The sequence below is a fragment of the Candidatus Latescibacter sp. IFSED24 genome, from assembly GCF_058273205.1.
Genome location: NZ_CM177850.1, coordinates 2,168,712 through 2,194,032, shown reverse-complemented (window position 1 = coordinate 2,194,032; position 25,321 = coordinate 2,168,712). Strand labels below are relative to the sequence as shown.

The window sequence follows — 25,321 nt, the reverse complement described above, 5'->3', positions numbered from 1 at the left end:
AGATGATAACAAATGACCGGCCGCCTGGAAAGGCGGCCGGCGGGGTCGATGGAGTTTGGTTCGCGATCGGAGCGGGGCCTAGCTGCCGACCTGCTGCTTGAGCCACACGCTGGTGACCGACTTGGGCCGCTCGATGGGCGCGCCCATGGCCCGGTTCCAGACCTGCTGCGCGCACATGCCCAGGGCTCGCGAGACCGAGAACATGACGGTGTAGTAGGGGAACTCGGTCATGCCGTAATGGTAGAGGAGCGAGCCGCTGGCCGCGTCCACGTTGGGCCACGGGTTCTTGGCCTTGCCGTGCTCCTTGAGCACCTCCGGCACCACCTTGAAGATCCTGGTCACCAGGGCCACGATCTCGTCGTCGGGGAAGTGCTCGTTGGCGAAGCCGACCAGCGCGGTGAAGCGGGGGTCGGTCACCCGGAGCACCGCGTGGCCGTAGCCCGGGATCACGCGTCCGGAGTTGAGCGTCTCCCAGGCGAAGTCGCGCAGCTGCTCCTCCGTGGGCAGGCCGCCGAACTTGTCGCGCACCGCCAGGACCCAGTTCAGGCATTCCTGGTTGGCCAGGCCGTGCAGCGGACCGCTCAGACCGTTCAGACCCGCGGACACCGAGTAGTAGATGTCGCTGAGGGCCGAGCCCACCAGGCTGCAGGTATGGGCCGAGACGTTGCCGCCCTCGTGGTCGCAGTGCAAGACCAGGTAGAGGCGCACCATGTCGGCGGATTCGGCGTACATGTCGCGCAGGCCGAGCATGTGGGCGAAGTTGTTGGAGAGGTCGAGGTCGGGGTTGGCCTCGATGCGCGGCCCCTTCTCGAAGCGCAGGCGGTAGACCGCCGCGGCGATGGCCGGCAGGCGGGCGATGAGGTTCAGGCAGTCCTCGAGCATGGAGTGCCAGAAGTCGGTCTTGGCCACGCCCTTGTGGTACGCCTTCACGAACTCGCTCTCGCCCTGCATGCTGAGCACGGCGGTGTCGAGCATGCACATGGGATGGGCGTCCTTGGGCAGGCTCTCGAGCACCTGCCAGACATAGGCGGGCACCACGGCCCGGCGCGCCAGGTCCTGGCGCAGATCCTCGGTGGCCGCGGCGTCGGGCCGCTCGCCGGTGCAGAGCAGGTAGAAGATCTCCTCGGGCGTGAGGTCGGTGAGTTCCCCCAGCGGCGTGCCGCGGATCATCAGGCCCTTGTCCGGCGGCACCTCGCTGGTGTCGCAGACCATGCACTTGATGCCGCGCATGCCGCCCAGCGCCTGGGCCACGGTGACCTGGCTGATCACCTCGTCGCCGTGGTTCTTGACCAGGGAACCGAGGTCATTGCGCCAGACGGGGATCAGTTCTTCTAGCCGATCGTGCAGCTTTCCCATGCCGTTCTCCTCGAGTGCCCGGTTCTCCCGGGACATTGGGGCCTCGTGACTCCAGGTGTTCATATACTAGTAACGTCCCATTTTACTGCAACAACCGGATCTGTCGAGTCCTTGTAGGAGGCCGGGCAGACGGCCCGGTCGGCAAGGGCCAGTGGAATGCCCGGCCTGAACCCGGAGTTGCCAGAACCAGCGTTGTGTTGTTTGTTTGCCTGCGTGTTCTGTGAATAGCATTCGTCACCATGAGGAGGACCGCGGATGAATGACGACGTTCGGGAGTGTCTGGAGATCCTGGACAGGGCCGTGCAGTTCGAGGAGACCGGCATGGCCTTCTTCATCGACCGCGCCGAGAACGCTCCCACCGCCATGGAGCGGAACCTGTTCCAGTCGCTGGCCGAGGATGAGAAGGGTCACAAGGCCTATCTGCTGCAGATCAAGGCGCAGTTGCTGGTCAACAACAACCCCGATGACATGCAGCCCGAAGAGGACGACGACCACAAATCGGCGCGCCAGATCTTCGAGTCGGCCCTGGAGAAGGCTGCCGATCCCTACGCCGCCGAGGCGTCGGAACTCGAGATCCTCAAGGGTGCCATGGAGGTCGAGCGCAACGGTTACCACATGTACACCAAGGCTGTGGAGACCGTGCAGTCCGAGCGCGCCAAGGAGATCTTCCGGTCGCTCGCCCGCGAGGAGCAGCACCACTACACGCTGCTGAAAAATACCTACGACTACATGGCGGATCCCGAGGGCTGGCACGGCTTCGACGAGAGCCCCATGCTCGACGGCGGCTAGCCGCCCGCCCCGCCCGCGATCCATCCCGGTGGCCGCCCGGCAGCGGGCGGCCACCGGTATTGGCCCCTGGAGGCTCTCTTGTCCGATCACCGCGCGTTCTTCACCGACGTCGTGGCCATGGCTCCCATGGCCCAGGGCGGCAACCTGCCTTACCGCCGACTCTGCCGCGAGTTCGGCGCCGACCTGACCTGCAGCGAGATGGTGCTGGCCGACAAGCTGGTCAAGGGTGGCGAGAAGCCGCTCCTGCGCCACCATGTCTCCGAGGACACCTTCGGCGTCCAGCTCTGCGGCAAGCGCAGCGAAACCCTGGTGGAGGCGGCCCGCATGGCCGTGGACCAGGGTGCCCGCTTCATCGACCTGAACTTCGGCTGTCCCATCGACCTGGTGGTGCGGCGTGGCAGCGGATCGGCGTTGCTCAAGAAACCCGGCAAGCTGGCGAGCCTGGTGGCCGCGGTTCGCGGGGCGGTGGCGGTGCCGCTTTCGGTGAAGATCCGTTCGGGATACACCGAGCAGAAGATCAACGCCGTGGAGGTGGCCCGGCTGGCCGAGGCCGAGGGGGCCGACGCGCTGGTGGTGCACGGCCGCACCCGCGCGCAGCGTTACAAGCGGTCGGCCGACTGGGGGATCATCGCCGCGGTGGCCGAGGCTCTCTCCGTGCCGGTGCTGGGCAACGGCGACATCCTCACGGTCTGGGACCTGGAGCGCCGTCGGGCCGAGACGCCGGTGCGCTCGTTCCTGGTGGCGCGCGGCTGCCTGATCAAGCCCTGGATCTTCAAGGAACTGGCCACGGGCGGGGCCTGGGACCCCGACCTCGCGCAGCGCTGGGCGATCATGCGCCGCTATCTCGATTTCGCCCTGGAGCACTTCGGCGACGATGAGAAGGGGCATCAGCGGGCGCACCGCTTCGTGCTCTGGCACCTCCACTTCTGGCATCGCTGGCGGCCCTATACCGAGGCCGACTTCACCGCGCATCTGCCCGAATCGCTGATCCAGCGTCGCGAGGATGCCGTGGAGCAGGACCCCGAAGCGGCACTCCTGGCCAGCAGCCTGGAGGCCGACCACGAGGTGATCTGGCAGCGGCTCGTTGACAGGGATTATCCGGGCGCGTAGGATTGCCCGGTCACCGGTTCCGGGCGGAGTCCCGGGACCTGTCAGTCATCGCAAGCCGCGGCAACGCGGCACGGCGGCTCGACGACCAGCGGAAGTCCGGTGAGAATCCGGCGCGGCCCCGCCACTGTGAACGGCGACGACCCCCGCACCATGCCACTGGAGAACGCCACCCAGGATGGGTGACGAGGGCTCCGGGAAGGCGCGGGCAGTAGGACGACCCGTGAGCCAGGAGACCGGTCCCGAGCCCTTGTCCGTCACCTTCGTGGGAGAGGTACGGCAGTGGCGGTCCCCAGGACCAGAAGCTCCGGCCGCGCATGGCGCCGGTGGGTTTCCTCGTCATCCTCGCCATCGTGCAGGTCCCTGACCGGATCTGCGATCTTGCTCTGCCTGATAGCGGGCGGCTTTTCACCGGCGTGGGGTGAGACCGCCGTGGCTCCCGCCGAGGTGGCCATGGTCACCGTGGTCCACGACACCCTGGTCGTCCGTGGCCGCAGTGTGGCCGACCGCGTCTTCCCCGCCGCCGTGGGCGTGGTCACCGTGGTGGATCTCGAGCACAAGCGCGGGGGCGCCGACCTGGGCGAGCTGCTGGCCCGGGTGGCCGGCCTACAGATCCATCGCTACGGGGGGCTCGGCGCCGAGGCGGTGCCGCACATCCGCGGTTCCAGCGGGGCCCAGGTCCAGGTTCTCGTGGACGGATTGCCCCTGGCGGACGCCCAGCGCGGCGCTGTCGACATCTCGCTCCTGCCGCTCGAACGCTTCGCGCGGGCCGAGATCCATCGCGGCCTGGTGCCGGCCGGGCTGGGCGGCGTGGGTGGCGCCGGGGCGGTGAACCTGGTCACCCGCGAGGACCGGGAGGGATCGGCCTGCCGGCTCTTCGCGGGCAGCTTCGGCGATGTCGGCGGTCGGGTCAGCCACGAGGCCGCCTCGCGGGACGGGTCGCGCCGCGGCATGCTGCTGGTCCACGGTCGCCGCATCGACAATCGCTTCCAGTACACGCCCTGGATTCCCGACTGGGTCGGTCCCGAGCTCGCCCTCGAACCACGGCAGCGCGCCAATGCCGACTTCGCCGAGTGGGGCCTCTTCGGGCTGGGCGAGCTCGCGGGCACGCCGGGACTGGCCCGCATCAGCGGCGGATATTTTCGCCGTGATGGTGGACGGCCCGGGCCGCAGAACGTGGCCGAGACGCCGGTGGCCAGGGTGCGTCACGAGCGCCTCGAGGGCCGCCTGGGCCTGGGCAACGGCGCCCGCACGCTCACCGCGGAGCTGGCGCTGGCCCGGCAAGAGGACTGGCTCTATGATCCTGACGGCGAGGTCGGCTTCGACCCCTACGAGCGTACCCGCGCCACCGGCGGTGATGCCCTGGGACGCCTGGTGTGGTCGCCCCGACGGGACTGGTCGGCGGTGGGGCTGGGGCTGACCCTGGGCGGCGACTGGCGTTACCAGTGGTACCGCGAGGCCAACGACGGAGTCGACGAACCGCGCCGCAATCGCTACACCGCAGCGGCCTTCGCCAGCCTGGCCATGGAGCTGAGCGGGCCCCGGCTGGTGGTGACGCCGGCCTGGCGCTGGCAGCGCTCCCGCGACGATTTTCCCCCGGTGCCGGCCCTGCCCTGGTTGCCCGAGGAAGCCGGGGTGAGCCATGAACAGGACTCGGTCTCGCCGTCGCTGGGCGTCCAGTGGCAGGTCCTGGGCGAGGCGGTGATCCTCGAGGGCCACTGGCACGAGTCGGTCCGCGAGCCCTCCTGGATCGAGCTCTTCGGCCAGCCCGGCGGGCTCCTGGGCAACCGCGAGCTGGTTCCCGAGGAGATCACGGGCCGCGATCTGGGGCTGCGCCTGGCCGCCGCCGACCTCGGCGGGGCAGTGCGCCTGACCGCCTTCGAGCAGATCGCCGAGAAGACCATCGTCTACAGCTATGCCGGCCCGGGCCTCGCGCGACCCGAGAACATCGGCCGCTCGCGCACCCGGGGTCTCGAGCTGGAGGGGGTGCTGGAGCGCGGCGCGATCGACCTGTCGGCCAACGTCACCTGGCAGCAGGCGCGCGACGACGGCGGAGCGGATCCCACCTACGAGGGCAAGGCGCTGCCGTACCTCAGCGACTGGGAGACCTACACCGAGCTGGGCTGGCGCCTCGGCGCCTGGCGGCCGAGCGCCACGCTGATCCATCAGTCGGCGAGCTACCGCACGCGCTACAACCGCGACATCGACCGGACCCCGGACCGCACCATCCTGAACCTGGCGCTGGCCCGCAGCTTCCGCGACGGGCCCTGGGGAGAGGGCCGCGAGGCCACGCTCACTGCCGAGGTCCTGAACGTCACCGACAACGCCGTCTACGACGTGGAGAACTACCCCTTGCCGGGCCGCAGCGTCCGCGTCTCGCTGCACTGGCATTGAGGTCGCAACAAGGAGCATCGTCCATGTGGAACCTGACCCTTCTCGTCGCTGCACTGATCCTGTCCGGGTCGGCCCTGGCCCAGGATTCCGGAGTGGTCATCGCCACCGATTACACCTCGGCGGCCACCGTGGCCAGGATCACCCTGAGCGCCCCCTGGACCGTGGATCCGGACCTCGAACCGGTCTACCACGACGCCAGCGCCCGCTGGCACGACGGCCTGGTCTACGTCGTGAACCGCGCCGGCGCCGACAACATCCAGGTCCTCGATCCCGCGCAGGACCTGGCCACCGTGGATCAGTTCAGTCTGGGTCTGGGCCGCGGCCTGCGCGACATCGCCTTCCTGGACGACGGGACGGCCTACGTCAGCTGCTACGACACGGCCGAGCTGCTGCACATCGACCCCGCCGACGGCACCATCCTCCACGTACTCTCCACCGCCGCCTTCGCCGACGCGGACGGCCTGCCCGAGACCGGCTGGCTCGTGCGCGACGGCGACCGCCTCTTCCTGACCTGCGAGCGCCTCGACCGCGATGGCTGGTACGCCCCGGTGGGCGACAGCTACCTGCTGGTCCTCGACCTCGCGACCCGCACCTGGATCGATTGCGATCCCGGTCAGCCGGGTACCCAGGGGATCCTGCTCGCGGCGGCCAATCCCTACTGCGAACCGGTGCGCCAGGGGACGCGGCTGCTGCTCGGTTGCAACGGCTATTACGCGCTGCAGGACGGCGGCGTGGACGTGGTGGATCTGGAGTCCCTGACCTCGCTGGGGCTGGAGATCACCGAGACCGATCTCGGCGGCGACCTCGTGGATCTCACCGGCGGGGCGGATGGCCGTCGCCACGCGGTGATCGCCGACAGCAACTTCCACACCGCCATCAAGGCCTACCGCAGCGGAGGCGCCCCAGCCCTGGTGGCGCAGGCATCCGGTTATGACCACGCCGACATCTGCTACGACGGCGATTTCCAGCTCTTCGTCGCCGATCGCCACCTCGGCGCGGCCGGGGTGCGCGTGTACGACGCGCTCAGCGGTGCCCAGCTGACCACCGGCCCGCTTCCCTGCGGCCTGCCGCCGGCACTGATCGCCCTGCCGGAGGACCCGGCCGTGCCGGTCCTGGACCTGCCCGCTGCCGGCCTCCACCTGGCCGCTCCCTGGCCCAACCCGGCCAACCCGCGGGCGTCGGTGGCCCTGACCGCGTCGGCGACCGCGGTGGTGGACCTGCGGGTGATCGACCTGCGCGGGCGCCTCATCCGGCGGGCCAGCGTCATCACCGATGGCGCCGGCCACGCGGTCTGGGAGTTCGACGGTCGGGACCGGAACGGCCGGGATGTGGCCAGTGGCGTCTACCGCATGGTGGCCACCGGCCACGACGGCTTCGCCGCCCGGAGCCTGACCCTGGTGCGTTAGCCAGATTGCAGCGGACGCACCCCGGAGGCCCGTCCCACCCGCGCTGGGGAGGGCGGGCCGCTCAGGTTGGCCCAATCGATGAGGGTGGCGGCACGGGTTCGGTGTTTCGTAAGCGACACGAAAGCAACAAGTTGTGGGCTGCGTTCGCCGGAGCTGGAAATTGAAGAACTCTTTACCGTCACCTTACCCCCTTCCAGCGGCATATCCCCCGCGAGCAAGGGCGATGCGTGCATCGTTGGGGGATGCAGGCCATCGCCCCTGTTCCTTCAGCCGGTCTTCCAGGTGCCCGGGCCCTAGCGTGTCCGACCGGGTTCCGCGACGCTGCATCGGGCAGCGCCGGGACGCGGGAGCCACGTGCATCACCCCCCTGTGGGCGCGGGCACCAATCTCCTATCCTGCAACTTTCCTTGCCCTGGACCGGTGGTCCGGTAATATCTTGGCGGTCGCCACCCTGGAGGATCGACCGTGCCCCGAATCTATACCCGCACCGGAGACGGTGGACAGACCGGTCTCGTCGACGGCAGCCGGACCAGCAAGGCCAGCCCGCGCGTGGACCTCTACGGCGAGGTCGACGAGCTGAACAGCGCCCTCGGCCTGGCGACGTCGGCGCTCGACCTGCCACGGCTGGAGCCTTTGGCCGCGGACCTCGCCCGGATCCAGGCCGACCTCTTCGAACTGGGGGCGTTGTTGGCCGATCCCGGACGCTGTCAGCGCCTGGTCGCCGGTGAGCAGGAGGAACCGGCCGTGGACGGCGCCGACCTCGAACCGGTCATCGATCGTCTGGGTGAGGATCTGCCCCCATTGAAGGCCTTCATCCTGCCGGGAGGCCAGCCGGCCGCGGCCGCCTTGCACCTGGCGCGGTCGATCTGCCGGCGCGCGGAGCGCAAGCTGGTGACCCTGCGCGAGACCGGCGCCGCCCTACCCGATTCCGCCCTGATCTACCTCAACCGCCTCAGCGACCTGCTCTTCGTGGCGGCCCGGCACGTGAACCACGCCGCCGGCCGCGATGACGTGCTGTGGCCCGGGCGCCGGGCCAAGGACTAGCTGGAGACGATGTGAAGCGCCTTTCTCCGTTCCCCTGGCCCTGGTCCAGATTGGCCTCGAATACCGAGGCCGGCGGTGGGGTACCTCTGCCACGCGACGGACACGATGCCGCCCTCGACCGCGGCGACGCTCAGGACCAGCAGGACATCGCCCGTTTCCAGCGGGGGGATGTCCAGGGATTCGAGGCGATCATGCAACGCTACCGGCACCGCGCCTACGGTCTGGCCCTCGGGTTCTGCGGGAACCACGACGACGCCATGGACGCGGCCCAGAAGGCCTTCATCCGGATCCACCGGTCGCTGGACCGGTTCCGGCTGAACGAGCCGTTCTTTCCCTGGTTCTACCGGATCGTGCGCAACACGGCGCTGAACCAGAAGCGTGACGAGACGCGCCACAAGGGCGATTGCCCGCTGGAGTGGGTGAGCGAGCCCGCCCAGCTGCCCTCGCCGTTGCAGGCGGCCGAGGCCGAGGAGTTACGGGTCCGCCTCTGGGCCGCCGTGCAGGCGCTGCCCGAGGAACTGCGCGAGGTCTTCCTGCTCTACACCTTCCAGGGGCTGAAGTACCGCGAGATCGCCGACCTGGTCGGCATCCCCCTGGGCACGGTCATGTCCCGGCTGCACAGCGCCCGACGGCGCATCCGGGCGCAACTGGGGGAAGAGGAGGTGTCCGCATGAGCGACATCCGAGTCTTCGATCCCGAGCGTGACGGTCCCCTGATCTCGGCGTATGCCGACGGCGAACTCGGCCAGGAAGATCGCGACCAGGTGGAACTCTGGCTGGCGACCGAATCGACCGCGCGCGAGGAACTCGAGCGCGTGGTCCGCATGAAGGCCTTCACCGATTATCTCCAGCTCAGGCCGGCGCCGCGCGAGGCCTGGGAGGACTTCCACCGCGGGGTCTACAACCGCGGCGAGCGCAATCTCGGCTGGACCCTGTTCGCGGTGGGTGCCGCCGTGGTGGGGGGCTACCTGGTCTTGCGCCTGGCGGTCCTGATCCTGGCCGCCGCCATTCCCATCCTGGTGCGGCTGGGCCTGTTCGTGGCGGCGTCCGGGCTGTTGCTCCTGCTCATCTCCGCCCTGCGCCAGCGTCTCTTCACCCGCAAACGCGACCGCTACGACGACGTCGTGCGCTGACGGAGGTCCCTCATGCTCGTCTCGACCCTGGAGCAGGTGCCCGGCAAGCGGATCGTCAAGGTGGTGGGCCTGGTCAAGGGCAACACCATCCGGGCCCGGCACATCGGCCACGACCTGATGGCCGGCCTGAAGAACATGGTCGGCGGCGAGATCGAGGATTACACCAAGATGGTGGCCGAGAGCCGCGAGCAGGCCCTCGACCGCATGATCGCCGAGGCCCGCGCCAACGGTGCCAACGCCGTCATCGGCGTGCGCTTCGCCACCTGCGAGATGATGGAGCACGCCGCCGAGATGCTGGCCTACGGCACCGCCGTCATCCTCGAGGACGCCTGACCTTCATCCCCCTCCCACCCACGCAAGTCGGGTCAGTAGGTCCTGTCGCGCAACTCCGCAGCAGCCGGGCGGCCCTTTAGGCCGCCCGGCGCGAGGACCTGCGCGACAGGACCTACTGACCCGACGCCTCGTAACGGAAGATGGTGGTGGGAATGGTCCGATGCTCCCGCAAGTTGTACAGCGGCGCGAGCCGCTCGCAATGCTCGTCCACCTGGCCCTCGCTCAGCGGGGTCGACCAGAGCACCTTGACCTCGCGCCCGCAGTGGCCCTGCTCGATGTCGGCGGCCGAGGGCAGGGTGTCCAGCACGGTGCCGGCCTTCCCGATGCGCCGCAGCACCAGGTAGGCGGCCAGGAAGCTGGGCTGGCGGCCGGGGTCGAAGCTGAGGAAGGTCTCGTAGGTGCGCTCGCCGCGCTTGAGCGCGCTGAGCACCTGGAGCTGGGTGGTGGGCGAGAGGTCGAAGGGCTGGCGGACCAGGTCATCGAGCGAGAGGCCGTCCTCGGCGGCCACGATCTCGGAGGCCGTCAGCTCGGCCAGCGCGGTCAGCAGCGCCGCGGGGGGATCGGCGGGGACGCCGGGCAACTGCTCGGCGGCCTTGAAGAGGTCGGACACGCCGTCGAGCAGCAGGTCCATACGCTCCGGAGTCAGCACCAGCCGCTCGGCGCGCAGATAGTCCAGGACCGTCTCCAGATGATGTGCCAGGTCGGCCTGGGCTTCGGCCTCGAGCACGCTGAAGTGGCCCTTGGCGGCGTGGAGCCGGCGGAACGCGGCGTTGAGGTGTTCGCCGCTGCCGGGGTCGGCTTCGAGGCTGAGCAGGATGTCCTGAAGCGCCTGCAGGCCGCCCAGCAGTTCGCGTCGCAATTCGGCCTCGTCCTCGGCCAGATCGTCGCTGGCGGCGGGGGAGCGGACGCCGCGGGATTCGCGGTCCTCGGTGGCCTGTTCCTGGCGCGTCGGATCCTGGGCCCGCGCTGCCTCGCTGACCGCCTCGAGCAGGCGACTGGTGGGGGCGACCAGGTCGGCATCGCCCTGGACGCCGGCCACCAGGAGATCCACGTCCACGGTCAGGCCGAGCTTGCCGCCGGTGAAGACCGCGGTGCCGGCAATGGCCGGGTGATGGTCCATCGCCTCGTCCAGCGGGATGTTCACCAGCTTCTGCGGTCCGAGGAACTCGCTGACCACGAAGCCCGCGCGACCGCGACGGCCGCGCAGGATGATGACGGGAATGGTTTCGGGCAGGTCGACCACGGTCCCCTGATCGAGGACTTCTTGCAGGCAATGCAGGGGCACGACCTCGTCCTGGTGCAGGAAATGCCGGCTGCGGTCGAAGGCGGTCTGGATCTGGTCGCGGTGCAGACCGATGTTGGCCACCACCTGTTCGATGGGCAGCGCGTAGAGGTCGCCGCCGGCGCGCAGGGTCAGGGCATCGATGATGTTCACGGCGCGCAGCTTGGGGATGCGCAGGACGAAGGTGGTGCCCTGGCCCGGGGCGGTCTCGAGTGAGAGCTCGCCGTCGAACTCGTCGACCACGCTGCGCACCAGGTCGAGGCCCACGCCGCGGCCGCTGGTGGCGGTGACCTGGCTGGCGGTGGTCAGACCGGGCTGGCAGAGGAGGGTGACCAGCGGGAGTTGCTGGGCGCGTTCACCCAGGACCGCCACGGCGGCCGTCATGACGGCCTCGGCGTCCACGCCGGCGCCATCGTCGGCGACGCGCAATTCGGTGTGGTGTTCGCTGTCGGTGGCCTCGACCGTGATCCGTCCGGAGACCGGCTTGCCCGCACCCTTGCGGGTCATGGGCGGCTCGATGCCGTGGTCGACCGCGTTGCGGAGCAGGTGCAGCAGCGGGTCGACCAGCCGCTCGGCCAGGGCCTTGTCGATGAGCGTGCTGGTGCCCAGGAACTCGATCTCGGCCTCACGGCCGAGGTTGCGGCAGAGGTCACGCACCGGTCGCCGCAGCACCCGGAAGGTCTCGCCGATCTCCACCAGCCGGATCGCCATGACCAGGTCGTGGAGGTCCTGGCTGATGCGGCGCGTGGCCTCGTTGCTCGACTTGATCAGGTGCAGGCCATCCTGGTCGAGCTGGCCGCCGGAGTTGGCCGCGCCGTTGGCGCGTCGCTCGAGGTCCTGCAGGTTGGCGCTGGTGATGATGACCTCGCCGGCCAGCGAGAGGAGGGTGTCGAGGTGCTCGATCCGCACCTGCATGCGGTCGACGGCGCGGTGCGCGACAGCGGTGGCTTCAGTCATGGCAGAGCACCCTCTCGATGATCTGGGCCAGGTCCTCGCGGTCGAACGGCTTGGGGATGAAATCGTCGGCGCCGAGCTTGAGTACCCGGACCACGCTGCTGGCGTCGCTGCAGGTGGAGACCATGACCAGCGGCGTGCCGTCGTACCAGTCGGACTGCTGCAGGCGCCAGCAGAACTCGAACCCGTCCATGGTGGGCATCTGGATGTCGGAGAAGATGAGGGTGGTGCCGGCGATCTGCTGCTCGAGCGCGTCGAGGGCCTCGCGACCGTCGTTGAACGCGGTGACCTCCAGGCCGAGGTCCGTGAGCTGCTTGGTGAAGATGCGGCGCATGGTGGCGCTGTCGTCGATGACTACGGCGCGCGCGCCGGACGGCAGGGCCGTCCTCAGGCTCTCGATATGGCTCATGGCTCCGTCCTTGGCCAGCGGGTCCATCCGCTCGGGTCCACGCCACCATGATCGACAGGGCCAGGGTAATCTTTAATGAAACACCGCCCGCGCAGGGCGGGCGGTGTCACAATCGGCGAGAGCGGAAGGCCCCGGCTACTCCATGGAGATGGCCGACTCGGGGCACGCGTCCACGCAGGCCTCGCAATCGGTGCAGTCGTCCTGATCGACCTTGGCCTTGCCGTCGATGAGGCTGATGCACTCGGTGGGGCAGACGTTGATGCAATCCTCGCAGCCAGTGCACTTGGCGGGATCGACGAGAGCGGGCATGAGAATCCTCCTCGACTGGAACTGGTGGCTACCGCTCGGGCGGCTTCGTGCTTGAATAATCGCCGCCTCGCGGGATCAAGTCAAACCGCAAGCGGGCCCGGAGTCAACATTTAGGTTCGACCAAAGCGGAGGCGGTTATCAGCGTTCAGGACCGGGCGCGCAGGCCATCCAGCGACCAGCGGTCATGGCGCGAGAACAGGGGGACCAGGGCGAGGGCCAGCAGGCCCAGGTCGCGCACCAGGAGATCCTGGCCCACCGAATGGCCACCCTCGGTATGGAAGCAGCCGCAGGAGATGTCCAGGCCGCGGGCGAGGGCGGCGGCGATGGCGATGATGAACACCAGGGTCATGGCCGATGCCACCAGCGCGGCGCCCTGCCGCTGCCAGCCGACGATCAGCGCCAGCGCCGCCACCGCCTCGACGATGGGTAGCAGCCAGGCGAAAGGATGCAGCAGCGCCATGGGCACCATGCGATAGTTGGCGATGGCCTGGGCGAAGGCCTGGGGATGCTGGAGCTTGTCGAGGCAGGCGTAGAGGAAGATGGCGCCCACCACCAGCCGACAGGCCAGGGTCAGCAGATCCAGCCAGGTGCGCCGTTCATTCATGGCCCACCTCCGCGCCGTCCAGCGGTCCGCCCGCCTGCCGCCAGGCTGCCAGGCCGCCCTGCAGGATCAGCAGATTCTCGTAGCCGCGCGATTGCATCCGTGCCGCCACCGCGCCCACGGGCAGGGGGTTGCCCTCGCCGTAGAGGATGAGGGCATCCTCGGGGTAGAGGAACGCCATCACCGCGTCGAGGTCGGCGTCGAAGCTATCCTCGCGGATCACGAAGGAGCCGGGGATCGTTCCCGGCCCGGCGACCTCGCCCGGGCGCGTGTCCACGAAGTAGTGGCTGCCATCGGCATAGAGCTGACGGGCCTCTTCCACGCTGACCAGCGGGGCGGGCAGGTCGAGGGCGTAGGTGGTCGCGTCGGCGAGCAGCGGGAGGCGGTCGCCACGCACCGCCCAGGTGAGCAGGGCGAGGGCCAGCGAGATGCCGAGCAGGCGCAACGCCTGGATGACGGGAGTCATGCGGGCTCCTCGCGGTGGCTCAGCGCCGGACCAGGTACATCACCGGGACCGTGGTCTCGGGGACGCTGGCGAGCGTGGTCTTGATGGTGAGGGTGCCCTGGACCGCGCCGTTGGCGGCGACCAGTTCGCTGTCGGCCGCGACGGATTGACCGCTGAGCGTGATCACGCACTCGTCGGCGCCGTTCTCCACGCTGGCGCGCAGGCCCGGGATGTCGATCTCGGCGCTGGTGACCTCGAAGCTAGTACCGGGCCGGTAGGGAGCCACCCGGACCACGGTGCGCAGGGTCTGCTCGGGCTTGACCATCCGCAGGTTCACCCGCTCGGGGTTGACCACGAGGTCGGACACCAGCTTGACGTCGGCCTGGAGGCTGACCACCGGGACGGCGGGCACGTTGGAACTGAGCTTGATCACTTCGCGGTGGCGTCCCGGGGGTGCGTCGGTGCGGATCACGAAATCGACGAGGACGGTCTGGGGGTCGCTGCCCGGGCGCACCTGGACATCGAGCAGGGCCTCGGGCCAGGATCGCGGGGCGAGCTCCAGGCGGGGCACGTCCTCGCTGTGGAAGGTGTAGGTCACCGTCTGGGTCTCACCGGCCTGGAGCGTGCGGAAGCGCATCAGGGCCTGACCCGGCTCCATGGACAGCGGCACCTTGATGTCGGCGGTGATGATGAGGTCGACGGCCCCCTGGACGGGGTCGTTGGTGTAGATGTGGATGTACTTCCGCTGCGGACCCTGGAAGGTCTTGCTGTTGAAATGGATGTCCAGGACCGTGGAGGCTCCGGGGTCCAGCTCGTCCACCGCCAGTTCGGGGACCGTGCAACCGCACGTCGCCTCGATGTCACGGATCTCGAGGACCTCGTCGCCGGTGTTGCTGATGGTGACCTGGAGCTCGCGGGTCTCGAACTGTTGCATGACACCGAGATCGAGCTGCCCGGGCGAGAGTTCGATCCGGGGCTGGGCACCCGCCAGAGCCGGCAGGAGCAGCAGGGCGAGCGAGGCGAAGACGAGGCGCATGGGGGACACCATCCTGGCTGTGCGTTGCGGACCGGAAGAACCTCCCGGTAACAGTCGGGACGACGGAGAAGTTCCCGACCCGACCGGTTGTTCCGTCAAAATTGTCACTTTCCGGTTTCCCGGCAAGCCCTTAACCTCCAGGCCTGACCCGGACCGGAGGCGAGCATGGACGGTGATACAGGCCTGAGCAACGTCAGCCGCGGCGTGATCCTGCTGCTGGCCGTGGTCGTTGTCGGCACGCTGGGGTTCATGGTCCTGGAAGATTTCGGCTTCCTGGACGCGCTCTACATGACCATCATCACCATCAGCACCGTGGGCTACGGAGAGGTGCGTCAGCTCGAGACCGACGGCCACGTCTTCGTCATCATCCTGATCATCTCGGGCCTGATGGTGGTGGGCTACACGCTCACCGCACTGGGCCGCGCCGTGGTGGAGGGTTCGCTGCAACGCTTCGTCGGGAGGAAACGCATGATGCGCGAGATCGGGGCCATGCGTGGCCATATCATCGTCTGTGGCTACGGCCGGGTGGGACGCACCATCTGCGAGGAGTTGCAGGCCGAGAAGGTACCCTTCGTGGTGGTCGACCGTGATCTGGCCCAGGCCGAGACCCTCGAGCGCAAGGGGTACCGCGTGGTGGTGGGCGACGCCACCGAGGACGAGGTGCTCATGCTGGCCGGGGTGCTCAAGGCCCGCGGTCTGGTGGCCGTGGCCTCGCGCGACGTGGACAACCTCTACATCACCCTCTCGGCGCGCGAGATGTGCATCGCCGAGAATCCGGGGCTGCTGATCGTCAGCCGCGCCAGCGACACCCGCGAATTGCGCAAGATCCGTTCGGCCGGAGCCGACCAGGTCATCTCTCCCTACAACATCGGCGGGGTGCGCATCGCCCAGGCGCTCCTGCGCCCGGCGGTCTACGAGGTCATGGACCTGCTGACGCGCAGCGGGGAGATGGAATTGAGCCTCGAGGACATCACGTTGCGCGAAGGCGCGCCCCTGTCCGGTCGAGCTCTGCGCGACACCACCATCCGCCAGGAATTCAACCTGATCATCATCGGGGTCAAGAAGCCCGATGGCCACCTGGTCTTCAACCCCGGGCCGGAACACGTGCTGGAGGCGGGCGACGAGCTGATCACGCTCGGTAGCCGGGACCAGCTCGACCGCTTCGCCAACAGCCTTCTCTGAGTCCCGGTGTGGCATCTCGCTCCTCGCCTTGTTATGTTGGCCGAAATCATGACACTAACGGTCTTATATAGTGAGAGACCGTTCCCGAGGAGACAGCCATGACCGAGCGCATCCACGACACCATCCTCGACCTGGTCGGCGGCACCCCGCTGGTGCGGCTGCAGCGGCTGAACCCCCACGACTGCGAGCTGCTCCTGAAGCTCGAGTTCTTCAATCCCATGGCGAGCGTGAAGGACCGCATCGCCCTGGCCATGATCGAGGCGGCCGAGCGGGATGGCCGGCTCAAGCCGGACACCGAGATCATCGAACCCACGAGTGGCAACACGGGCATCGGGCTGGCCTTCGTGGCCGCGGCCCGCGGCTACAAGCTCACCCTGACCATGCCCGAGAGCATGTCCCGGGAACGTCGGGCGGTGTTGCGCGCCCTGGGGGCCGAGCTGGTGCTGACGCCCGCGGACAAGGGGATGAAGGGCGCCATCGCGGCCGCGGAGGCGCTGCTGGCCGAGCGTCCGGGGTCGTTCATGCCGCAGCAATTCGCGAACCCGGCCAATCCGGAGGTCCACCAGCGCACCACCGCCGAGGAGATCTGGCGCGACACCGGCGGCCGCGTCGACGGCCTGGTGGCCGGGGTGGGCACCGGGGGCACGATCACGGGCGTGAGCCGCCGTCTCAAGGAACTGAACCCCGAGTTCCTGACCTTCGCGGTGGAGCCGGCGGCCTCGCCGGTGCTATCGGGTGGGGCTCCCGGCCCGCACAGGCTCCAGGGCATCGGAGCGGGCTTCGTGCCCGACATCCTCGACACGAGCCTCATCGACGAGGTGATCGCCGTGGACGACGCGGAGGCCATGGCGGTCAGCCGCGAGGTCGCCCGCCGGGAAGGGATCTTCGTGGGCATCAGCAGCGGCGCGGCGCTCCTGGCGGCGCTCGGGCTCGCGGCACGCCCCCAGCTGGCCGGCAAGCGCCTGGTGGTGATCATCCCGAGTTTCGGCGAGCGCTACCTCTCGTCGCCGCTCTATGCCGATCTGATGGATTGAACCGACCGGGCCAGGAGAGGGACCATGACCGAGAGTGAACGTAGCCGCCGGCTCTGGGAGCTGGCCGGCCAGGTGGCGGGCACGTACCGCACCGACGGTGTCATCAACCGGATCGGCGAGAAGGACCTGCCCTCGCAGGCGGCCATCCTGCGCATCCTCGAGCGCCTGCTGGTGGTGGTGTTTCCCGGCTACCACGGCGATCCGGTCCCGCGCGACGGGGATCTGCGCCTCTTCGCCGCCAGCCACCTCGAACACCTGCACACCGACCTGACGGCCGTGCTGGTCCAGAGTCTCCGCTTCTCACGACGGCATGGCTGCACCTGCGCCGCGCTCTGGGCCGACGGCGACGGTGCGGGTGAACTGGCCGAGACCGAGATCCCGCGGCTGGCTCCCCGGCTGGCCATGGAATACCTCGACCATCTGCCGTCGGTCCGCAGCGCGCTGCGCGATGATGTCCAGGCCGCCTTCGAGGGCGACCCTGCAGCGGCGAGCACCGACGAGGTCGTCCTCTGCTATCCCGGCGTGTTCGCCATCGCCGTGCATCGGCTCGCCCACCCGCTCTATCGCATGGGCGTGCCGCTGCTGCCGCGGATCATGAGCGAATGGGCGCACCACCGCTCGGGCGCCGACATCCACCCCGGCGCCACCATCGGCCGCCATTTCTTCCTCGATCACGCCACCGGGACGGTGATCGGCGAGACCTGCGTGATCGGCGACCGGGTCAAGCTGTACCAGGGCGTGACCCTCGGCGCGCTCAGCTTCCAGCGCAACCCCGACGGCTCCCTGGTCAAGGGCGGCAAGCGCCACCCCACCGTCGAGGACGAGGTGACCATCTACGCCGGGGCCACCATTCTCGGTGGCGAGACGGTGATCGGGCGCGGGGCCGTCATCGGCGGTGGCGCGTGGATCACCGGCTCGGTGGCGCCCGGCGCCCGGGTCCAGGGCGGTCGCCACGGTGTTTCGGTGGCGCGGTGAACCGGGAGCGTGTTATCATCCCGGAAGACCGGCCGGGGGCGATGGCCGGTCGTTCGTCTGCACTTCGAGGAGCTTCCATGACCAGACCAGCCTTTCCCGTCATCCTGGTCGCCACGCTGCTGGCCGGCTTGGCCACGGCCGACCCCATCCATCCCGTCCACGGCGGCCTGACTCGCCTCGACTGGGAGGGCAAGCATGTGGCCGGCAAGGGACCCGAACACGGCGACCATGCGCCGGGCAGCGAGCGGTACGACATCCTGCGCAGCGAGCTGGTTCTGCGTCTGGACACCGATGACGGTTCGGTCGTCGGGTCGGTCACCCATGTCTTCACGAGCCTCGACGACACGTTGCAGACCGTGGTGCTGGACTTCGCCGACGGCCATGGCCTGACGGTCAGTGCGGTCACCAGCGTCTCCGGCAGCCTGCCCTTCAGCCACGCCGACGACGCGCTCCTGATCCGCCTGCCCGCGGCTATGGCCAGCGGTGTCCAGGACTCGCTGACCGTGGCCTGGGAGGGCACGCCCTCGCCGCCGGACTATCGCCGCGGCCTCTGGCTCGAGACTCACGGCAGCGGTCCCGAGGAGGCGCCCATCTTCGCCAGCCTGAGCGAGCCCGCGTACGCCAAGTACTGGTGGCCGTGCAAGGACCGTCCCGACGACAAGATCGACCGCCTGGTCATGCGCTACACCGTCCCCACCGGGATGGTGGCCGCGGCGCCGGGCCTCCTGATCAGCGAGGCCGCCGCCGGACCCGGCTGGACCACCTTCGAGTGGCTCTCCACCTATCCCATCGCCAGCTACCTGGTCTCGGTGGCGGTGAGCAACTACAACCGCTGGAGCGAGGACTGCATCACCAGCCAGGGCACCATGCCGCTCCTGCATTTCGTCTACCCCGAGGACGACCTGGATTCACGGACCGATTTCGGCCGGACCTGCGAGATGGTCGACCTCTGTGAGCAGTGGTTCGGCAGCTATCCCTTCGCCGACGAGAAGTACGGGCACGCCGAGTTCGACTGGGGCGGCGCCATGGAGCACCAGACCTGCACGAGCTGGGGCAGCGGCTTCATGACCGGCGAGGGCTACACCTGGACCTACGTGATGCACGAGCTGGCCCACCAGTGGTTCGGCAACAGCCTCAGTCCGCGGTTCTGGGCCGACATCTGGCTCAACGAGGGCTTCGCCACCTACAGTGAGGCGCTCTGGGCCGGGTACGAGGACGGCGAAGAGGGCTATCACGATTTCCTGGATCGCGGCCGCCCCGCCACCGACTGGGCCGGCCAGGGACCGGTTTACGATCCGGTCCCCGTCTTTCCGGGACGCATCATCTACGACAAGGGCGCCTGGATCATCCACATGCTGCGCGGCCGGCTCGACGACGACACCACCTTCTTCCAGCTCGTCCGCGACTGGGCCCAGGCTGGTGGCCGCCCGTATGGCACCGTGATCACCGACGAATTCATCGACCACTGCGAGGCCTACGCCGAAGCGGATCTCGACGCCTTCTTCTGGCCCTACCTGACCACCGATCAGGTGCCGCAGGTCTCGTTGCAGTACGAGGTGCTCGATGGCGGCACCGAACCGCCTGCGGTCCGCATCACCCTGCGCCAGAACCAGTCCCAGCTCTTCGACAACATCTACCCGGTCCAGCTGGACCTGCAGGACGGCTCGCTGTCGACCCGCATCCACCTGGCCGGCGTCGAGGCCTCGGCCACGTTGCCGCTGCCGGCCGGTGCGATCCTCGAGCGTGTGGTCCTCGATCCCGATCACTGGGTGCTCTGGCAACCCGCCGGCGTCGTGGGCGAGGTGGCCGGCCTGCGCAACGTCTACCCCAATCCGGCGCGCGACGACTGGGTGGTCTTCGCCTACGAACTCGAGACGACCAGCACGGTAGAGGTGGCGGTCTTCGACGTGATGGGCCGCCGGGTCTTCCAGCAGGATCTGGGGCGCGTGGTGCCCTCCGGCGAGGGCAACCATTTCGCCTGGGATTGCCACGGCGGCGATGGCCGGCGTGTGCCCTCGGGGATGTTCTGGGCGGCGGTGACGATCGATGGGGAGCGGCAGGTCCGGAAGTTCACCATCCTCCGTTGACGCGCGCGCGTCCGGAGCGGGGACTCCCCACCGCGCAGGCCGAAAGCCCGCTCACCAGTCCTTCTCCCACTTGAGCTCCGCCCCCGACGCGTCGCCCTGGCTGATCTGGGTGTGGAACTTGATCTGCCGGGTCAACGAGTAATCCAGGTGGACGAAGAACGCGCTCTCACCCTCGAGCAGCTGCTCGTAACGCACCAGCACCTTGGGGTTGAGGTACTTGCCCACGGTCAGGGCGTTGGCGTCGTCGCTACCCTCGCGCGGGGCGATGGTCAGGACGTCCACGCCCAGTTCCTTGGCCACGCTCTCCTGCAGGGCCACCGAACCGTACGCGGTGGCGAGCTGGGCGGCGCGGTCGGCCATCAGCCCGGCCTGGCCCTCGTCCAGCTCGCTGGCCGGCTTGCCGAACAGCAGGGTGGCCATGATGTCGCCGTCGGTCATGTCCGGATCGCTGCTGAACTCGATGATCGGGTCGTTGGCCGTACCGGTCAGCTCGATCCGGATGGTGTAGCTGCTGATGCGTACCGACAACAGCATGTCCAGCTCGGGATTCAGCTCGTCCTCGTCGGCGTAGAAGATCACCCGGCCGCGATCCAGGCGGAACACGTGCCCCAGCTGGCGCGCGGTGCCCTGGCGCGCCTCCAGCTCGCCCTCGACCGCAGGCTTGCCCTCGCGCAGGTGGACGGTGAGGTCGCCGGCGAGCTCGAAGTCCAGACCCTGGCCGCGGAGCCAGAGATCGCCGGGGCAGTGGATCCGGAAGGTCAGCTCGGGGATGATGGCGGGCAGCGGTGGTTCCTTCGCGCTGGTGTCGACCGCCGCGGCCGCCAGGCTGGTGTCCACCGGTGCGGCGGCGGTCCAGAGCAGCGCCTCGCCCGAGGCAGGCAGGAGCACCGGCGGTGGTTCGGGGATGCGGACCAGGCCCGCCTCGATGTCCAGACCGCCCTTGACCACCGGCTCCAGGGTGTTGCCCGAAAGTTCGACCCTGCCGGCGAGCGAGAGCCACGAGCCGTCGGGAGTTGATGTGCGCACCTTGGAGAGTTCCAGACCGCCGGAGAGGTCGAGGTTAGGCTGCTTCTCGTCGGGCGCCATGAGGCCCGCCACGGCGGCGTCGGCGTCGAGGAAGCCGCTGAGCTTGGTGCCCGACGGCAGCAGCGGTCCCAGCCGGGCCAGATCCATGCGCGTGGCGTCCAGATGGACCAGCACCGAGTCGGGGGCGGCGTCGGGTCGTGGCAGGGGAACCAGGGCGGATATCTGCACCATGGTGGTGTCGGCGTGGCGCAGCGCCAGGTTCACGCGGGCGCTCTGTTCGCGCCAGCCGCTGCTCGGCTGGGCGAGGCTGGCCGGCGGTGAGCCCGAACCACCGAGGACGAGGTCGGCCTCGGCGACGAGTTCGGCCAGGTTCGGGTTCTCGCTCAGACCGATCCGCACGTGCCCCAGGGCCCATGGTGAGGTCGGGGCGCCCGCCGCCTGGACCTCGCCGCCGGCGGTCAGGATTCCTGCGGGCAGGAAGGCCCTGGCCTCTGGTGGGAGCAGCTCGCCCAGGGTGGTCATGGCCACGTGCAGGTCGAGGCCCAGTCGGGCGGCCAGGGTGTCCATGGTGGCGGCGGCGTTCAGGTCGAACCGGCCCATCTCACCTGCGAGGGCCAGCTCGCTGAGGACGACGGCGGTGTCGGGCAGCGAGAAGGCCAGCCGCCATGGCGAGGGGTTGACCAGTCCCTGGCCGGCCAGCTGCAGGGCGAGGGTGTCGGTGGTCAGGGTGCCGGCCGGGGCGGTCATCAGGTCCTGGGCGTCCAGGAATCCGTCGAGGATCAGCCCGAGCTGGGGCCCGCTGGTCTGGAACCGATAGCGCCCGCGCAGCGCCCGCAGCGAATCGCTCGCCGCGCCGTGAAAGCCGAGATAGAGGCTGTCCTGCACGACGGTGGCCGTGTGCAGTCCCTGTGGCAGACTCAGGTCCAGGGCGATGGTGTCGGCGTCGGCTCCCGCGGCCAGGGTCAGCCGGGGCACCGTGATCAGCGGCGAGGTGTAGCGGGCCTCGAGACCCAGGGTGACGTGGGGGAGCGGCCACGCGCCGCGGGCGGCCAGGGTCAGGTCGGCCGCCACCCCGGTCTCGGCCAGGGCCGGATCCCGCCAGCGGGCGAGCAGCGTGGAGTCGGGCAGCGAGACCGCGAGATCCAGTCGGACCGAGTCGCGGTCGGCCCGACCGCTGGCGAGCAGCGCGAGTCCGGGCAGGCGCAGGACCAGCGAGTCGAGCACGGCCTGGGTGGTGTCGCCGCTGGCGGCCAGGTGCGCGGTCTCGAACCAGTCGGTGGCTCCCAGGTCCAGGTCCACGGCGAAGGACGGCGGACTCTGCTGGCCGTCGAAGCGCAGATCCAGATCGCAGAGTACCGCGCCGAGGCCCTCGGTGTCGAGCTGGGGCGGCAGCAGCGGCGCCAGGGCCGCGGGGGAGGGCAGGAGCACCTCGCCGTGAGCCCGCAGGCGACTGGCCAGCGGAGCCTGCGGGGCCGGTGGCGGTTCGACGTCCAGGCGGAAGGTGAGGCCTGGCTCGCCCTGCTCGGCCCAGTGGGCGACCAGCGTGTCGAGCAGGCCGGGGGAGAGGGTGTCGAAGCCCGTGCTGGAGAGGCTAGCAAGCAGCGCCGTGGGCGGCTCCGCCAGCCGTGAATGGATCTGGACATGGCCGGGACGGCGACCGTCGAGTGCGACATCGAGGCGCCACTGACCGGTGTATCCGTCGATCAGCAAGCGGTCCAGCTGGAGGCTGGGCCACACGGGCCGCCCGGCCGCGAGGCTGTCGAGCTGCGCCGTGGGCAGCCGCAGATGACCCTCGAGCGGAAGGGCCGAAGGCGCGAGCAGCCGGTCTGGCGCCTCGACCTGCAGGAGTGCCAGGTCGAGCCGCAGGGTGTCCGCGTCGGCCGTTCCCGCCAGCCGCCAGGACAAACCCAGGTCGGGAAGCGGCAGCGCGCGCACGGCCGCCGCCAGGGCCACTGGCCGACCGTGACGCAGGTCGGCGCTGAAGGTCAGGCTGTCCAGCTGGACGGTCTGTTCGGGCGCGGTGAGCGCGGTCACGCGGCGTACTGCCAGCCGCTCGATGGCCAGCGAGGGCACCGGCGGCAGCGAACCCTGGCGCGGGAAGGGTGGCGGCGAGGCCGGTGCGGCCGCGGTGGAATCGACGGATGCGGTCGCCACCGGCAGGCGCGCCTGGATCGCGGGCAGGTCGGCGGACACGCCGGCCACGAGGACCTCGCGCACGGTGACGTCGCGACGCAGCAGGTCGGTGATGTCGAGCACCAGGCGCAGCGTGTCGATCCTGGCGAGGGTCCGCGTGCTGTCGGTCCAGGCCACGCCCTCGAACTGGAGCGTGCCGAGCGCCGGCCAGTCGCTGTGGTCGACGGTGAGCCGGCCGGCCGGCATGGCGCCTCCGGCCTGCTCCAGGCCCTTCTCCAGCAGGAGGCGCCGCGTGGGGGCCAGCGCCAGCACCAGGACCACCAGGACGATCACCGACAGCAGCGACCAGGCCACCACTCGCGCGGTCACGCGAGCGATACGGCGCAGGCGGGCGAGGATGATGGTGCGTCTCGTGGCAGTCACGCGGACTCCTAGTACGGGTGGCCGATGGCGAACGACAGGATCGACCGGGGCTGGTTGTTGACAGGATCGGTGATGTTGTGCGCGAAGTCGAACCGCAGCGGTCCGATGGGCGTGTTGAACAGGAGGCCGGCGCCGCCGGCCAGCGCGAGATCCTGCACGTGGACATTCGTGTTACGGAACCAGACCTGGCCCGCGTCCACGAAGAGCGCCAGGCCGATGATGGACTTGAGCGGGAGGCGCGCCTCGGCGCCGGCGAGGATCCGCACCTCGCCGCCCACGGGGCTGCCGGCGCTATCGACCGGGCCCAGGCGCCGCCGCCGGTAACCGCGATGGGTGCTCACGCCGCCGGCGAAATAACGCCGGTCCGGGCTCAGGTCGACCGCGTCGCCCAGCGGCCAGGCGATGGCGCCATCGAGGCGCATGGCCAGGGTCCGTTCCCCACCCAGGGGCAGATACTTGGAACCGTAGGCCCGCACCGCGGCGAAGGGCTTCTCGGAGAGGACGCCCGGCGGCGACCAGTCGCCCTGCAGGGTCAGGCGGCGGCCGCGCAGGGGGTTCAACGGATTGTCGCTGGTGTCGTTGTACCAGATCGAGCTGAACACCGTCTGGAAGCCCACGTCCGAGGCGAAGGCGTCCTCGTCGGCCGAGCGGTTCTCGAGTTTGCCATCACTCACGGCGATACCGACACGCAGGTTGGAATGGCGCCACTGCTGGAAGAGGTTCCAGAACTCGAGTTCGGTCTTGTTCAGCTTGTAAGCATCCTCGTCCTGGATCTCGTAGCGCAACCTCAGGTTGGCCGTGGAGCGGGCCTTGAAAAGGGCCGGCCACCACGTCCGCATCTCGGCCTCGGTGAGGTGCGTGGCATAGGCGGCGCCGATCCCGAATCCCCGGCCCCGCTTGAACAGGTTGCGGTGCACGGCGCCGGCCCGGATCATGAACCAGTTGTCGGTGAACGATCCGACGCTCGCCTCCACGGTGATCATCTGGCGCGCCTTCAGGTCGGCCACGAGCTCGAGCCCGGTGGAGTCCACGGCCTCGCTGAAGAACCGGACCTGGCGGAAGAGCTGCAGGTCCCGCACGAAGCGGCGGCGTACGCTGACATACTCGGGCGAGAATGGGGTGCCGGGCTTCAGGCCGATCGTGCGGCGGACCAGTGGTTCGAGATCATCTGGGCTGCCCTCGACCCGTAGCGAGCGGAACACGTAAGGGGGGCCTGGCGTGCAGTCGAACCGGATGTCGCAGACCATGCTGTCGGGCCGGGTCACCGTCAACTCCACCGCGGGCTCGGCGTAGCCAGAGCGCTGCATGGCCAGGAACAGGGCGTCCCGGGTGCCATGGACGGCGTTGTCGGTGAAGCGATGGCCGGTGGCCAGCGGGATGCTCAGCGAATCAGCCACCGCGGCGTTCAGCTCGGGCAACCCTACCACGGTGACTTCGCCGAGCACGATCGACGGTCCGGGGACCACCGTCAGGGTGACCTTGACCGCCTCGTCACCAGCCGCCTCACCCTGGCCCGTGACCGTGGCTTCCGGATACCCGTTGCGCGCCAGCAGTAGGCGCAGGCGCCGGGCATCGGCCTCGGCCAGCTTGAGGCTCAGCGTGGCCTTGCGCATCCTGAGGAGCTTGCGGCGTGGCGTGAGGGCCAGTCCCTTCTGGGCGGTGCCGGCGAGTTCGTCAGGCAGGCCCACCAGGACCAGCTCGGTCACTTCGCGTCCCTGCCAGGGACCCAGTCCGCTGACATCGATGGCCTCGGCCATGGCGGCGTCGGGCAGGATCAGCAGACCCAGATAGCACAGCAAACCACGCACGGTGGAACGGGTGATGATGCGCAGCATCGACGGAGGCCCTCCCTGAGATTGGCTGC

21 protein-coding genes and 1 riboswitch are annotated in these 25,321 nt (G+C 69.3%); of the genes, 12 read left to right on the top strand and 9 right to left on the bottom strand.

Going from position 1 to position 25,321, the window contains the following annotated elements:
* Positions 1-78: 78 nt before the first annotated feature.
* A complete protein-coding gene (locus IFSED24_RS08825; protein ID WP_491334852.1) occupies positions 79-1,356 on the bottom strand; it encodes a citrate (Si)-synthase in 1,278 nt (425 codons plus the stop codon).
* A 255-nt stretch (positions 1,357-1,611) separates the two neighbouring features.
* Here IFSED24_RS08825 and IFSED24_RS08820 point away from each other — a divergent pair, with 255 nt between their 5' ends.
* The 8 genes from IFSED24_RS08820 (at position 1,612) to IFSED24_RS08785 (ending at position 9,561) form a co-directional block, all read left to right on the top strand.
* Complete coding sequence (locus IFSED24_RS08820) at positions 1,612-2,145, top strand: ferritin family protein (RefSeq protein ID WP_491334851.1); 534 nt, start codon at positions 1,612-1,614, stop codon at positions 2,143-2,145.
* A 78-nt stretch (positions 2,146-2,223) separates the two neighbouring features.
* Entirely contained in the window at positions 2,224-3,255 is a 1,032-nt protein-coding gene (locus tag IFSED24_RS08815) for a tRNA dihydrouridine synthase (protein WP_491334850.1), read from the top strand.
* Positions 3,256-3,345: 90 nt separating this feature from the next.
* Positions 3,346-3,489, top strand: a riboswitch (cobalamin riboswitch).
* A gap of 144 nt (positions 3,490-3,633) precedes the next feature.
* Entirely contained in the window at positions 3,634-5,646 is a 2,013-nt protein-coding gene (locus IFSED24_RS08810; protein ID WP_491334849.1) for a TonB-dependent receptor, read from the top strand.
* A 23-nt stretch (positions 5,647-5,669) separates the two neighbouring features.
* Positions 5,670-7,052, top strand: coding sequence for a YncE family protein (locus IFSED24_RS08805; RefSeq protein ID WP_491334848.1), 1,383 nt, complete (start codon positions 5,670-5,672; stop codon positions 7,050-7,052).
* A gap of 465 nt (positions 7,053-7,517) precedes the next feature.
* A complete protein-coding gene (locus IFSED24_RS08800; RefSeq protein ID WP_491334847.1) occupies positions 7,518-8,096 on the top strand; it encodes a cob(I)yrinic acid a,c-diamide adenosyltransferase in 579 nt (192 codons plus the stop codon).
* Positions 8,097-8,107: 11 nt separating this feature from the next.
* Positions 8,108-8,770 (top strand): RNA polymerase sigma factor, encoded by a 663-nt coding sequence (locus tag IFSED24_RS08795; protein ID WP_491334846.1) that lies wholly within the window; start codon positions 8,108-8,110, stop codon positions 8,768-8,770.
* On the top strand, positions 8,767-9,228 hold the full coding sequence (locus tag IFSED24_RS08790) for an anti-sigma factor family protein (protein WP_491334845.1): 462 nt from the start codon (positions 8,767-8,769) through the stop codon (positions 9,226-9,228). Before IFSED24_RS08795 ends, IFSED24_RS08790 begins: the two co-directional genes overlap by 4 nt.
* 12 nt (positions 9,229-9,240) lie before the next feature.
* Positions 9,241-9,561, top strand: a complete 321-nt coding sequence (locus IFSED24_RS08785; protein WP_491334844.1) for a YbjQ family protein — start codon at positions 9,241-9,243, stop codon at positions 9,559-9,561.
* Positions 9,562-9,673: 112 nt separating this feature from the next.
* Here IFSED24_RS08785 and IFSED24_RS08780 read toward each other — a convergent pair whose 3' ends face one another.
* The 6 genes from IFSED24_RS08780 to IFSED24_RS08755 all read right to left on the bottom strand — a co-directional run bounded on the left by IFSED24_RS08780 (position 9,674) and on the right by IFSED24_RS08755 (position 14,597).
* The gene (locus IFSED24_RS08780) at positions 9,674-11,800 is read right to left on the bottom strand and encodes an ATP-binding protein (protein ID WP_491334843.1); all 2,127 of its coding nucleotides are present in this window, start codon (positions 11,798-11,800) and stop codon (positions 9,674-9,676) included.
* Positions 11,793-12,206, bottom strand: coding sequence for a response regulator (locus IFSED24_RS08775; RefSeq protein ID WP_491334842.1), 414 nt, complete (start codon positions 12,204-12,206; stop codon positions 11,793-11,795). The genes IFSED24_RS08780 and IFSED24_RS08775 overlap by 8 nt, the downstream gene beginning before the upstream one ends.
* A 135-nt stretch (positions 12,207-12,341) precedes the next feature.
* A complete protein-coding gene (locus IFSED24_RS08770; protein WP_491334841.1) occupies positions 12,342-12,515 on the bottom strand; it encodes a ferredoxin family protein in 174 nt (57 codons plus the stop codon).
* Between the two features lie 145 nt (positions 12,516-12,660).
* Positions 12,661-13,119 carry a MauE/DoxX family redox-associated membrane protein gene (locus IFSED24_RS08765; RefSeq protein ID WP_491334840.1) on the bottom strand — a complete coding sequence of 153 codons (459 nt, stop codon included), beginning with the start codon at positions 13,117-13,119 and terminating at the stop codon, positions 12,661-12,663.
* Positions 13,112-13,582 carry a rhodanese-like domain-containing protein gene (locus IFSED24_RS08760; protein WP_491334839.1) on the bottom strand — a complete coding sequence of 157 codons (471 nt, stop codon included), beginning with the start codon at positions 13,580-13,582 and terminating at the stop codon, positions 13,112-13,114. The genes IFSED24_RS08765 and IFSED24_RS08760 overlap by 8 nt, the downstream gene beginning before the upstream one ends.
* A gap of 19 nt (positions 13,583-13,601) precedes the next feature.
* Positions 13,602-14,597, bottom strand: a complete 996-nt coding sequence (locus tag IFSED24_RS08755) for a DUF1573 domain-containing protein (RefSeq protein WP_491334838.1) — start codon at positions 14,595-14,597, stop codon at positions 13,602-13,604.
* 165 nt (positions 14,598-14,762) lie between these two features.
* On the opposite strand from IFSED24_RS08755, the gene IFSED24_RS08750 reads away from it, so the two are divergent.
* The 4 genes from IFSED24_RS08750 (at position 14,763) to IFSED24_RS08735 (ending at position 19,875) form a co-directional block, all read left to right on the top strand.
* Positions 14,763-15,779 (top strand): potassium channel family protein, encoded by a 1,017-nt coding sequence (locus IFSED24_RS08750; RefSeq protein ID WP_491334837.1) that lies wholly within the window; start codon positions 14,763-14,765, stop codon positions 15,777-15,779.
* Positions 15,780-15,877: 98 nt separating this feature from the next.
* On the top strand, positions 15,878-16,813 hold the full coding sequence (gene cysK, locus IFSED24_RS08745; RefSeq protein WP_491334836.1) for a cysteine synthase A: 936 nt from the start codon (positions 15,878-15,880) through the stop codon (positions 16,811-16,813).
* A gap of 24 nt (positions 16,814-16,837) precedes the next feature.
* Positions 16,838-17,788, top strand: coding sequence for a serine O-acetyltransferase (locus IFSED24_RS08740; RefSeq protein WP_491334835.1), 951 nt, complete (start codon positions 16,838-16,840; stop codon positions 17,786-17,788).
* A 77-nt stretch (positions 17,789-17,865) separates the two neighbouring features.
* Positions 17,866-19,875 carry a M1 family metallopeptidase gene (locus IFSED24_RS08735; protein ID WP_491334834.1) on the top strand — a complete coding sequence of 670 codons (2,010 nt, stop codon included), beginning with the start codon at positions 17,866-17,868 and terminating at the stop codon, positions 19,873-19,875.
* Positions 19,876-19,926: 51 nt separating this feature from the next.
* Here the strand turns inward: IFSED24_RS08735 and IFSED24_RS08730 are convergent, their stop codons facing one another.
* The gene (locus tag IFSED24_RS08730) at positions 19,927-23,457 is read right to left on the bottom strand and encodes a translocation/assembly module TamB domain-containing protein (RefSeq protein WP_491334833.1); all 3,531 of its coding nucleotides are present in this window, start codon (positions 23,455-23,457) and stop codon (positions 19,927-19,929) included.
* An 8-nt stretch (positions 23,458-23,465) separates the two neighbouring features.
* Positions 23,466-25,292, bottom strand: coding sequence for an autotransporter assembly complex protein TamA (locus tag IFSED24_RS08725; protein WP_491334832.1), 1,827 nt, complete (start codon positions 25,290-25,292; stop codon positions 23,466-23,468).
* Between the last annotated feature and the right edge of the window lie 29 nt (positions 25,293-25,321).

Bases quoted from the DNA above. Each gene is read 5' to 3' on its own strand.
- IFSED24_RS08825 (WP_491334852.1), bottom strand. From the start codon at position 1,356: ATGGGAAAGCTGCACGATCGGCTAGAAGAACTGATCCCCGTCTGGCGC.
- IFSED24_RS08820 (WP_491334851.1), top strand. From the start codon at position 1,612: ATGAATGACGACGTTCGGGAGTGTCTGGAGATCCTGGACAGGGCCGTG.
- IFSED24_RS08805 (WP_491334848.1), top strand. From the start codon at position 5,670: ATGTGGAACCTGACCCTTCTCGTCGCTGCACTGATCCTGTCCGGGTCG.
- IFSED24_RS08790 (WP_491334845.1), top strand. From the start codon at position 8,767: ATGAGCGACATCCGAGTCTTCGATCCCGAGCGTGACGGTCCCCTGATC.
- IFSED24_RS08785 (WP_491334844.1), top strand. From the start codon at position 9,241: ATGCTCGTCTCGACCCTGGAGCAGGTGCCCGGCAAGCGGATCGTCAAG.
- IFSED24_RS08780 (WP_491334843.1), bottom strand. From the start codon at position 11,800: ATGACTGAAGCCACCGCTGTCGCGCACCGCGCCGTCGACCGCATGCAG.
- IFSED24_RS08775 (WP_491334842.1), bottom strand. From the start codon at position 12,206: ATGAGCCATATCGAGAGCCTGAGGACGGCCCTGCCGTCCGGCGCGCGC.
- IFSED24_RS08770 (WP_491334841.1), bottom strand. From the start codon at position 12,515: ATGCCCGCTCTCGTCGATCCCGCCAAGTGCACTGGCTGCGAGGATTGC.
- IFSED24_RS08765 (WP_491334840.1), bottom strand. From the start codon at position 13,119: ATGAATGAACGGCGCACCTGGCTGGATCTGCTGACCCTGGCCTGTCGG.
- IFSED24_RS08760 (WP_491334839.1), bottom strand. From the start codon at position 13,582: ATGACTCCCGTCATCCAGGCGTTGCGCCTGCTCGGCATCTCGCTGGCC.
- IFSED24_RS08755 (WP_491334838.1), bottom strand. From the start codon at position 14,597: ATGCGCCTCGTCTTCGCCTCGCTCGCCCTGCTGCTCCTGCCGGCTCTG.
- IFSED24_RS08750 (WP_491334837.1), top strand. From the start codon at position 14,763: ATGGACGGTGATACAGGCCTGAGCAACGTCAGCCGCGGCGTGATCCTG.
- cysK (WP_491334836.1), top strand. From the start codon at position 15,878: ATGACCGAGCGCATCCACGACACCATCCTCGACCTGGTCGGCGGCACC.
- IFSED24_RS08740 (WP_491334835.1), top strand. From the start codon at position 16,838: ATGACCGAGAGTGAACGTAGCCGCCGGCTCTGGGAGCTGGCCGGCCAG.
- IFSED24_RS08735 (WP_491334834.1), top strand. From the start codon at position 17,866: ATGACCAGACCAGCCTTTCCCGTCATCCTGGTCGCCACGCTGCTGGCC.
- IFSED24_RS08725 (WP_491334832.1), bottom strand. From the start codon at position 25,292: ATGCTGCGCATCATCACCCGTTCCACCGTGCGTGGTTTGCTGTGCTAT.